The following is a 9,794-nucleotide window of genomic DNA, read 5'->3' on the forward strand; positions in this document are numbered from 1 at the left end:
GTGGCGCTTGGAGAGTTTTGAGCCATCGGGTCCGTGGATCAGCGGGATGTGCGCCATGACGGGTACGGTCCAGCCGAGCGCATCGTAGATCTGCTTTTGCCGCGCCGCGTTTGTCAGGTGATCATCGCCGCGGATGATGTGGGTTACGGCCATATCGTGGTCGTCGACCACGACGGCGAGCATATAGGTCGGCGTACCATCCGAGCGCAGCAGCACGAGGTCGTCGAGGTTCTCGTTCTGCCAGACCACGCGGCCCTGCACCTGGTCCTCAACCACGGTCTCGCCGTCGAGCGGCGCCTTCAGGCGGATCACCGGCTTGACGTTGGGCCGCGCTTCGGAAGCATCGCGATCGCGCCAGCGGCCATCGTAGAGCCGTGTGCGCCCCTCGGCGCGCGCCTTCTCGCGCATCTCGGCGAGCTCCTCGGCGCTGGCGTAGCAGTAATAGGCCTTGCCGGCCGCGAGCAGCTGCTGGGCGATCTCGCGATGACGCGCGGCACGGCTGAACTGGTAGACGACGTCGCCGTCCCAATCGAGTCCGAGCCATTTCAGGCCGTCCAGGATGGCGTCGATCGCCTCCTTGGTCGAACGCGCGCGGTCGGTGTCCTCGATACGCAACAGCATCCTGCCACCGCGGCCGCGGGCATAGAGCCAGTTGAACAGCGCGGTGCGGGCGCCCCCGATATGGAGGAAGCCGGTGGGCGAGGGGGCGAAGCGTGTGACGATCGTTTCGGTCATTAGCAGGGCAGGTCGCTCACAGGATGGGCGGGTCGCGTATCGGGCGGTGGTGTATAGCAGGAATGATGCATAACTAAAGCCTGCTGCGGCACGGGGCTTGCCGGAGCTCGCCAAAGCCCGCTTGGCTTGACGCGGCGAATTTGGCAGAACGGCCGCTGATTTCCAGACAGGAACGGGGAATGACGACAGAGACGGCAATCGCCGAGGCAGGGCGCGATTTCATCCGCGACATCATCCAGGCCGACCTCGAGGCTGGCCGGCAGCGGGAGATCGTGACCCGGTTCCCGCCGGAGCCGAACGGCTATCTGCACATCGGCCACGCCAAGTCGATCGCGCTCAATTTCGGCGTCGCGCAGGAATTTCCCGGCCACTGCAATCTGCGCTTCGACGACACCAATCCGACCCGGGAGGAGCAGGAATACATCGACTCGATCCAGGCCGACGTGCGCTGGCTCGGCTTCGACTGGGGCAAGAACCTGTTCTATGCCTCCGACTATTTCGACCGCCTGTACGAATGGGCCGAGGGGCTCATCCGCGCCGGGCTCGCCTATGTCGACGACCAATCGCAGGACGAGATCCGCGCCAACCGCGGCACCCTGACCGAGCCCGGCAGCAACAGCCCGTTCCGCGACCGGTCGGTTGCGGAGAATCTCGACCTGTTCCACCGCATGAAGGCCGGCGAATTTCCGAACGGCGCGCGCGTGCTGCGCGCCAGGATCGACATGGCCGCCGGCAACATCAACCTGCGCGACCCCGTGCTCTACCGCATCCTGCATGCGCATCATCCGCGCACCGGCGACAAGTGGTCGATCTATCCGAGCTACGATTATGCGCATGGGCAGTCGGATGCGATCGAGGGCGTCACCCATTCGATCTGCACCTTGGAGTTCGAGGATCATCGGCCGCTCTACGACTGGCTCCTGGAGAAGCTGCCGGTGCCGTCGCGGCCGCGCCAGTACGAATTCGCACGGCTCAACCTGACCTACACGCTGCTCTCCAAGCGCGTGCTGACAAAACTCGTGCAGGACGGCCACGTTTCCGGCTGGGACGATCCGCGCATGCCAACCATTGCGGGCCTGAAGCGGCGCGGCGTGCCGCCGGCGGCGATCCGGGAATTCGTCAAGCGCATCGGGGTGGCGAAAGCCAACAGCGTGGTCGATGTCGGCATGCTCGAGTTCTGCATCCGCGAGGAGCTCAACCGCACGGCGCCGCGGCGCATGGCCGTGCTCCGGCCGCTCAAGGTCGTGCTGGAAAACTATCCAGAAGGGCAGACGGAGGAAATCGAGGCGGTCAACCATCCCGACGATCCCGCGCTCGGCACGCGCCGCCTCGCGTTCGGCCGCGAGCTCTATATCGAGCAGGAAGACTTCATGGAGAACCCGCCGAAAAAGTTCTTCCGGCTCTCTCCCGGCAACGAGGTGCGGCTGCGCTATGCCTATTTCATCAAGTGCGAGAAGGTGATCAAGAACGCCGCCGGCGAGGTCGTCGAGCTGCGTTGCACGTATGATCCTCTGACCAGGGGTGGCAACGCGCCCGACGGACGCAAGGTGAAGGCGACCATGCACTGGCTGCCGGCCGCGCAGTCGCGGCCCGCCGAGATCCGCATCTACAACCAGCTCTTCGCCAAGCCGAGCCCGGACGCCGCCAATTTCGCCGCCGACCTCAATCCGCAGTCGCTGGAAATCATGAAGGAGGCGCGGATCGAGCCGGCGATCGCGGAGGCCAATTCGGCCGAAGCGATGCAGTTCGAGCGGCAGGGCTATTTCGTGCGCGACAAGGATTCGACGCCGGACCGGCTGGTGTTGAACCGAACCATCGGCCTGCGAGACACCTTTGCGAAGGAAGTCGGCGGCAAGGGGTGAGTGTCAATTGTTGTTGCGTGCCCGCCGTCACCTGATCAGGATTGGGCTGGTCCAGGACGGATCGGCTCGATCCGTCTTCAGGGCAGGAGGCCTTTCATGAAGAAGCTCGCGATTGCGATGGTTTTGCTGCTGGTGCCCGCCTTTTCCGCGGACGCAGCGAGCCATCGGCATAAGCACCAGGCGTCCGGATCGACTGGCAAGGTGCGGCCGTTCCAGCCGGCTTCGGCCGGACCGGGCTCACCGGTGACGCGGCTGCCCGTGGCGCCCGATACATTCCGGGCCTGACCGCAGGGTCGCCAACCCCTCAACTCCCACTGGCTCGCTTCGCCGCGCGCCTTGCGAATCCTCACGCGTCCCGCGAACAGATTCCTGATCCGTTCTCCTGTGCAGCCGGTAACACCTTACGGTAGTCTGCGCCGCCAACGTGAAGGTGCGCACGTAAGGGTAGCGTCTGATGGCTGTGGGGAGCGGACCGCCACACCCGCCCTGGATGGCAGGTGCCGTAGCGGGCGTCTGGCCGCCGCGTGGAGCGGCGCAGGCCGGCGGTTTCGCGCCGTCGGACTTCGATGTCTGGACAGCCTTCGTCGAACGTCTGCGCGGCTGGGTCCGCGCGGAGGCCGGTGCGGGGCGGCTGTTGCCCTGGGTCCCGGTGGCGTTCGGCGCGGGCATCGCGCTCTATTTCGCCGCCGAACGCGAGCCGGCGCTCTGGCTCAGCCTTGCCGTGGCTGGCGCGCTGTGCGCCGCCGCGTTCCAGGCGAGGCGAAGCAGGTTCTTCGTCGCTGCGGTGTTGGCTGCGGCCGTTGCGGCGGGCTTTGCCTGCGCGACTTTCAGGACGGCGCGGATCGCGCATGGCATGCTGGCGCGGCCGCTCTATTCGGTGGTGCTGGCGGGCTTCGTGGAAACCCGCGACATCCGCGAGCGCACCGACCGCTTCGTGCTGCGGGTGACGGCGATGCAGAGCCCGCGCGACGAGATCAGGCTCGAGCGGGTGCGGCTGTCGGTGAAGAAAGGCACGGCGCCCGACGTCGGCAGTTTCGTCAATTTGAAGGCGCGCCTGATGCCGCCGCTCGCGCCCTCGCGGCCGGGCTCCTATGATTTCGCGCGCGACATGTTCTTCCAGGGCCTCGGCGCCTCCGGCTTCGTGATGGGCGCGATCCGGACCGAGGCGCCGCCGCAGAGCGGCGGGCTGGCGCTGCGCTACGCGGCCTTCATGCAGAACCTGCGGGACGCGATCGATGCGCGCATCCGCACCCGGCTCGACGGCGACGAGCGGGCGATCGCCACCGCGCTGCTGACCGGACGGCGCGACGCCATCACCACGCCGGTGAACGACGCCATGTTCATTTCCGGCCTCGGCCACGTGCTGTCGATCTCCGGCTATCACATGGCCGTGGTCGCCGGCGTGGTGTTCTTTGCCGTGCGCGCGCTGCTTGCGCTGATCCCCGGCCTCAGCCTGCGCCAGGCCATCAAGAAATGGGCGGCGGCCGCGGCGCTGTTTGCGGCCGCGTTCTATCTGCTGCTGTCGGGCGCCGAGGTCGCGACCCAGCGCTCCTTCTACATGACGGCGGTGGTGCTGATCGCGGTCATGGTCGACCGCCGGGCGATCACGCTCCGCACGCTGGCGCTCGCCGCCATGATCGTGCTGGTGATCGCGCCCGAGGCGCTGGTGCATCCGAGCTTCCAGATGTCGTTCGCGGCCACCCTCGGCCTGGTCGCGCTGGTGCAGGTCGGGATGCCCCGGCTGTTTGCCGCCTCCGACAGTTCGGTCGCGACCAAACTGGCGCTGTGGGGCGGACGCGAGGCGATGACACTGATGCTGGCCTCGCTGGTCGCGGGGCTCGCGACGACGCCTTATGCCGCCTTTCATTTCCATCGCGTCACGCCCTACGGGCTGCTCGCCAACCTCGCGGCGATGCCGGTGGTTTCGGTGCTGGTGATGCCCGCGGGGATGCTCGGGCTGCTCGCGATGCCGTTCGGCTTCGACGGCTTCTTCTGGTGGCTGATGGGCATCGGCATCGACTGGATGATCGTCGTGACGAAATGGGTGGCGGCGCTGCCCGGCGCGATTGGCCGCATGGCGGCGTTCGGCACGGGGCCGCTGATCGCCGCGTCGGTCGGCGTGGTGCTGATGGGGCTGTTGCGCACGCCGCTGCGCTGGTCGGGCGCGCTGGTGCTCGCCTTCGCGCTCGCCTGGGCGCTGGCGGCGCCGCAGCCCGACATCCTGATCTCCGGCGACGGTCACAACGTCGCCGTCCGCGGCAGGGACGGCCGGCTGCATCTGATGCGGATGGCGAAGGACGCGTTTCTCGTCAAGGAATGGCTCGCCTCCGATGCGGACGCGCGCGTCCCCGACGATGCCACGCTCGCCGAAGGCGTCTCCTGCGACGACGGCGGCTGCGCGGTGGCGATGGCGGATGGCCGCTTCGTCAGCGCCGCGCTGCGGCCGGAGGCGGTGGCGGACGATTGCGAGCGCGCCGCGCTGATCGTCACCGCACGCACGGCGCCGCGCGATTGCGCCGCCTCAGTGATCGATCGCGACCGCCTGCGCCGCCAGGGCGCGCTGATGCTGTGGCGGAACGGCGATGCATTCGCGGTGCAGGCAGTCAGACCGCGCGGCTTCGACCGGCCATGGTCGCCGGCGGTGCCGGGCGAAGGCAGCGACGAGTCCGTGCTGGTGTCGCGGCCACCGGCCACGGGCGGGAAGGATGCGACGCCGCCGGTCACGGATTTGCAGGGGGACGAGTGAGTGGCGCCTGGTGGCGCTATGAGCCGGGCTCTTCACGCATCGGGAGCGGCAGCTCGAAGGCGCCGAGATGAAATTCTTCCGCCCCGCCTTCGCCGCGCGGCAATTCGACCAGGGTGAAGGTCGCCTGCGGGTATTGCTGCCAGATCGCAAGGTCGTCGGCGGTGACGGTGAGCCAGCCGAACGTGAACATATACCGCCCGGGCTCGGTGACCCGTCCGGCCTTCTGCCAACTGATCTTGTTGACCATGGCCGTGTGACCGCAGTCTTCGTTGTCGATTCGCGCGCCGCCGCGGACCTCGAGGGCTCCGCCGGTCGGCAACCGGCGGTAGCATAGACTCGGCCCGGGCCGTCAGTCGACAGGGAGCGAGGGCGTCGCGGGTGTCGAAGCGGTCGTCTTCACCGGCGCGGCTCCCTGCTGGATGACCGGCAATTGCAGTACCGTGGCGCGCTGGCCTTCGACGAGCTGTGTCACCAGGACATATTTGCCGTCCGGAAACTCGATCGCGTCATGATGGCGGTCCGGCACGTGGGGATCGATCTTGCCGAACTTGCCGACGCGGCTGTTGATGGTGCGCGTCCAGATCCAGCGATTGTCGTAGCGGACGTCGGCGGCGAAGGCGAGCTCGGTTCCTGGCAGCATGCAGACGGCAACGGAGGGATCTTCTGGTGAGGCGAAGCCGCGGGTCGAGGTACCGCGAAACGTCGTGGTGACGACCGTCTCGCCGACCTTGGCGGGACGTGTTGCCGTGGCATGCATACTGTAGTCACACATCGGATTGCTCCTCTTCTTGAGATAGCAAACCCGCGCTCCACGCTATTGCTCGCGCCGTGATCTGTTCACGCAGCCGATATTCAATTCTCCGGCGTCACGACGTCCTTAGGAGGCGCAGGCCTCTATCAGAGTGGACAGGAAGCATGCGAGCTTTTGCTCGGTTATGGGCAATTATACGGCTCGCAGCCATATCGCAGGATCACAAATCCGTTGAAGCCGCATGGTTCCTCGCTCATCGTGGGAGCGCGGAATTTCCGCTAGGCGCAAGGCATTTTCGATCGCGCGCGACATCACGGAGTGAACACCATCACATCCGCCAAAAGTCCGGCGGTTCCGAATGCCCTGAAGCTCACCAGCCCGATGTCGGGCTGGCCGCAACATACGCCGCTCAGTACTTCCGATAGAGCCCGATCAGCTTGCCCTGGATCTTCACCCGGTTCGGCGGGAGGATGCGGACTTCATACGACGTATTGGCCGGTTCCAGAGCGATCGACGCGCCGCGGCGGCGGAAGCGCTTCAAGGTCGCTTCCTCGTCGTCGATCAGCGCCACCACGATGTCGCCGGTTTCCGCGGTCTCGTTGCGCTGGATCAGCGCCATGTCGCCGTCGAGGATACCGGCGTCGACCATGGAGTCGCCGCGCACTTCGAGCGCGTAGTGCTCGCCGGAGCCGAGCATGTCGGGCGGCACGCTGATGGTGTGGCTGCGCGTCTGCAGCGCCTCGATCGGCGTGCCGGCCGCGATCCGGCCCATCACGGGCACGGCAACCGGACGTTCGCCGTCCTCGGCGCTGGCGCCGCGCAGCTTGCCCAGATTGCCTTCGATGACGGATGGCGTGAAGCCGCGGCGGCTGTTGCCGCCGGTCGCCGAGAGCTCGGGCAGCTTGATCACCTCGATCGCGCGGGCCCTGTTCGGCAGGCGGCGGATGAAGCCGCGCTCCTCCAGCGCCGTGATGAGGCGGTGGATGCCGGATTTCGAGCGCAAGTCGAGAGCATCCTTCATCTCATCGAAGGAGGGCGGCACGCCGGCCTCCTTGAGGCGTTCATTGATGAAACGAAGAAGTTCGTATTGCTTGCGCGTGAGCATCTCGAGAAGTCCCCCGGTTGCTGCGTCTCTCGGTGCGGATGGCGGGAAAACGCGCTCCCGCTGCTAGCCCTCGAAACAAATCATGAACGGACACTATATGTTCGGTATGTGTTCCGCAACACCTTAATTTCCGGTGAATGCAAATTGTTTTTGCGGATTCTGGACCGGATTCTTGGACCGGTTTCTTGGGTCCGCGTCGGGCCGTTCGGTGGCGACGAATCAGTGACAGCCAAAAACTAATGCACGGCAGCGTACAGAATTTTGTCCTGGGTCGCGTCCGCCGCGTCGAATTCGGCGACGATCCGCCCCGTGCGGGCGACCAGGATGCGGTCCGAGACCGCGAGGATCTCGGGCAGATAGGAGGAGATCACGACCACGGCCTTGCCTTCGTCGGCCAGCCTGCGGATCTCGGCATGGATGTGGGGAATGGTGCCGACATCGACGCCCCTGGTCGGCTCGTCGAAGATGATGATCGAGGGATCCTGGCCGAGCGACTTCGCCAGCACCACCTTCTGCTGGTTGCCGCCGGACAATTCGACGATGCGCGCCTTCCTCTGCAGCGCGTTGATCTTGAGCCGCTCGACCCAGTAGTTCGCGAGCTTCGAGCGGCGCGCGCGGGAGAGCAGGAACGAGAAGCCGAGCCGGGTCGCGAGCTTGCCGATATAGACGTTGTCGTCGACGATCATGGTCTCGAAGAAGCCGTTGGCCTTGCGGTCCTCGGTGATGTAGGCGATGCCGTCGTCGATCGCCTGGCGCGGCACGCGGTAGCGGATCGGCTTGCCGCGCAGCCTGATCGTGCCGCCATTGACGAGGTTGCGCTTGAGCGCGCCGAAGATGATCTTGGCGATCTCGGTGCGGCCGGAGCCGATCAGGCCGGCGATGCCGACCACCTCACCGGCATAGACCGAGAACGACATGTTCTTCACCACCATGCCCATGGTGACGTTCTCGACAGTGAGCACCTTCTCGCGGCGGTGATGCGCCGGCTTCTCGCTGCGGCCGTAGATCGCCTGCGCCACCTGGCGCCCGACCATGTGCTGCACCAGCGCGTCACGGGTCAGGCTCTTGGCCGGCGCCGTGATGACGAGCCGCCCGTCGCGCAGCACCGTGATGCGGTCGGCGATCTGCAGGCTCTCTTCCAGCGCGTGCGAGATGTAGATGATGGCGACGCCGCGGGCGCGCAGGTCGCGCACGAGGTGGAAGAAGTGGACGATCTCCTCCGGCGTCAGGCTCGCGGTCGGCTCGTCGAAGATGATGATCCGCGCCTTGTTGTAGATCGCGCGCGCGATCTCGACCATCTGCTTCTTCGCGGTGCCGAGCAGCGCCACCGGGGTTGCCGGATCGACGTGGAAGTTCAGCGACTGCAACAGCTGCTGGGCCTGGATGTTCAGGGTGCGGAAGCGTGTGAGCAGCTTCTCGTTGCCGAGCTCGATGTTCTGCGCCGCTGTCATGGTCGGCACCAGGCTCGTCTCCTGGTAGACCATGCAGATGCCGGATGCGAGCGCGTCGCGCGGCTGCTCGAAATCGACCCGCTTGCCGTCGACGAAGAGGTCGCCCGAGGTCAGCCGGATCGCGCCGGCGATCGCCTTGCACAGCGTCGACTTGCCGGCGCCGTTCTCGCCGACCAGCGCATGGACCTCGCCGGGATGGAGATCGAAATCGACGCCCTCGATGGCGTGGACGCCGCCATAGATCTTGCTGCCACCCACAACCCTCAACACCGGCTCGCGGGCGGCGGCTTTCGCGACGACGTCGGAGAGCGCGATCGTGTCCGTCATGTCAGATCTCCGGGCCCGAACAGGAGGCGGCTCGCGCCGCGGGACGCGATCACGAGCCCCTGCGGCGTGGCGCAGGCAGCCGTAATGCCGTGGAAGCGGCCGCCGGCGCGGCTGTGGATGCTGGCGGTGGCCTCGCCATTGGCATCGAGATGCGCCAGAAGCCCGTAGGAGCGCGGCGGCGCCCAGGGCTTCTGGATGCCCAGCGCTTTTACGCCGCCGATCTGCATCGGCTCCAGGCAGTTGTCGCCACCGGCATAGGCCGGCGCGACCCAGAGCTCCGGCGCGATGGTCGCGATCATCTCCTCGCGAAAATCGTCCTCCTTGAGCACGAATTCGATCAGATGGGTGCGGCGCGCGAACAGGCCGAGATAGAAGCCGCCATGGCCGTCGGACGTGATGCGGGCCGGATAGCCCGGCAGGTTGCGCAGCACGGTCTCGGGCCGTATGGCACCGTTGGCCGGGACCGCCATGCGGCTCAACCGGTGGGCCCAGCTCTCGGTGAACCAGAGCTGGCTGGTTTCTGGTTGGATCGTGATGCCATAGGGATAGGCGAGGCCGTCGAGCAGGGTCGTCGCGCCGTCCAGCGCCGCGCCGCAGGCGATCAGCCGGCCGTTGTGGCGCTTCTCCATCAGGTCGTGGCGCCATTGATCCGGCGGCCGGGCGGTGCTGCCTTCGACCGCGAAGATGCGGCCGTCGGGCGCGGCGGCGACCGCGTTCAGCCCGGCCAGCGCGCGGCCGTCGGCGGCCCAGAGCCAGCGCGGCTCAGGCTTGGCCGGATCGAGCGCAGCAAGCCCATGGCCTGCGACGCAAACCAGGA

General features: G+C 66.7%; 9 protein-coding genes. 3 read left to right on the forward strand and 6 right to left on the reverse strand.

Annotated elements, in window-relative coordinates:
* Window positions 1-735: glutamate--tRNA ligase (gene gltX, locus JOY90_RS27175; protein ID WP_291694186.1), on the reverse strand; the 735-nt coding region annotated here is incomplete at its 3' end.
* A gap of 179 nt (window positions 736-914) precedes the next feature.
* Between gltX and JOY90_RS27180 the strand changes: the two genes are divergently transcribed.
* From JOY90_RS27180 to JOY90_RS27190, 3 genes are all read left to right on the forward strand, one after another.
* Complete coding sequence (locus tag JOY90_RS27180) at window positions 915-2,597, forward strand: glutamine--tRNA ligase/YqeY domain fusion protein (protein WP_291694187.1); 1,683 nt, start codon at window positions 915-917, stop codon at window positions 2,595-2,597.
* Window positions 2,598-2,693: 96 nt separating this feature from the next.
* The gene (locus tag JOY90_RS27185; protein WP_291694188.1) at window positions 2,694-2,882 is read left to right on the forward strand and encodes a hypothetical protein; all 189 of its coding nucleotides are present in this window, start codon (window positions 2,694-2,696) and stop codon (window positions 2,880-2,882) included.
* 169 nt (window positions 2,883-3,051) lie between these two features.
* Window positions 3,052-5,343, forward strand: coding sequence for a ComEC/Rec2 family competence protein (locus tag JOY90_RS27190; protein ID WP_291694189.1), 2,292 nt, complete (start codon window positions 3,052-3,054; stop codon window positions 5,341-5,343).
* Window positions 5,344-5,359: 16 nt separating this feature from the next.
* Here the strand turns inward: JOY90_RS27190 and JOY90_RS27195 are convergent, their stop codons facing one another.
* The 5 genes from JOY90_RS27195 to JOY90_RS27215 form a co-directional block, all read right to left on the reverse strand.
* The gene (locus JOY90_RS27195; protein WP_291694190.1) at window positions 5,360-5,590 is read right to left on the reverse strand and encodes a hypothetical protein; all 231 of its coding nucleotides are present in this window, start codon (window positions 5,588-5,590) and stop codon (window positions 5,360-5,362) included.
* A 102-nt stretch (window positions 5,591-5,692) separates the two neighbouring features.
* Window positions 5,693-6,115 (reverse strand): hypothetical protein, encoded by a 423-nt coding sequence (locus JOY90_RS27200; RefSeq protein ID WP_291694191.1) that lies wholly within the window; start codon window positions 6,113-6,115, stop codon window positions 5,693-5,695.
* 388 nt (window positions 6,116-6,503) lie between these two features.
* Window positions 6,504-7,199 carry a transcriptional repressor LexA gene (gene lexA, locus JOY90_RS27205; protein WP_291694192.1) on the reverse strand — a complete coding sequence of 232 codons (696 nt, stop codon included), beginning with the start codon at window positions 7,197-7,199 and terminating at the stop codon, window positions 6,504-6,506.
* 236 nt (window positions 7,200-7,435) lie between these two features.
* Entirely contained in the window at window positions 7,436-8,977 is a 1,542-nt protein-coding gene (locus JOY90_RS27210) for a sugar ABC transporter ATP-binding protein (RefSeq protein ID WP_291694193.1), read from the reverse strand.
* Window positions 8,974-9,794 (reverse strand): SMP-30/gluconolactonase/LRE family protein (locus JOY90_RS27215; protein WP_291694194.1); only part of this gene is annotated, 821 nt, incomplete at its 5' end. The genes JOY90_RS27215 and JOY90_RS27210, both read right to left, overlap by 4 nt.

The organism is Bradyrhizobium sp. (assembly GCF_019242285.1).
In the GTDB taxonomy this organism is placed as follows: Bacteria; Pseudomonadota; Alphaproteobacteria; order Rhizobiales; family Xanthobacteraceae; genus Bradyrhizobium.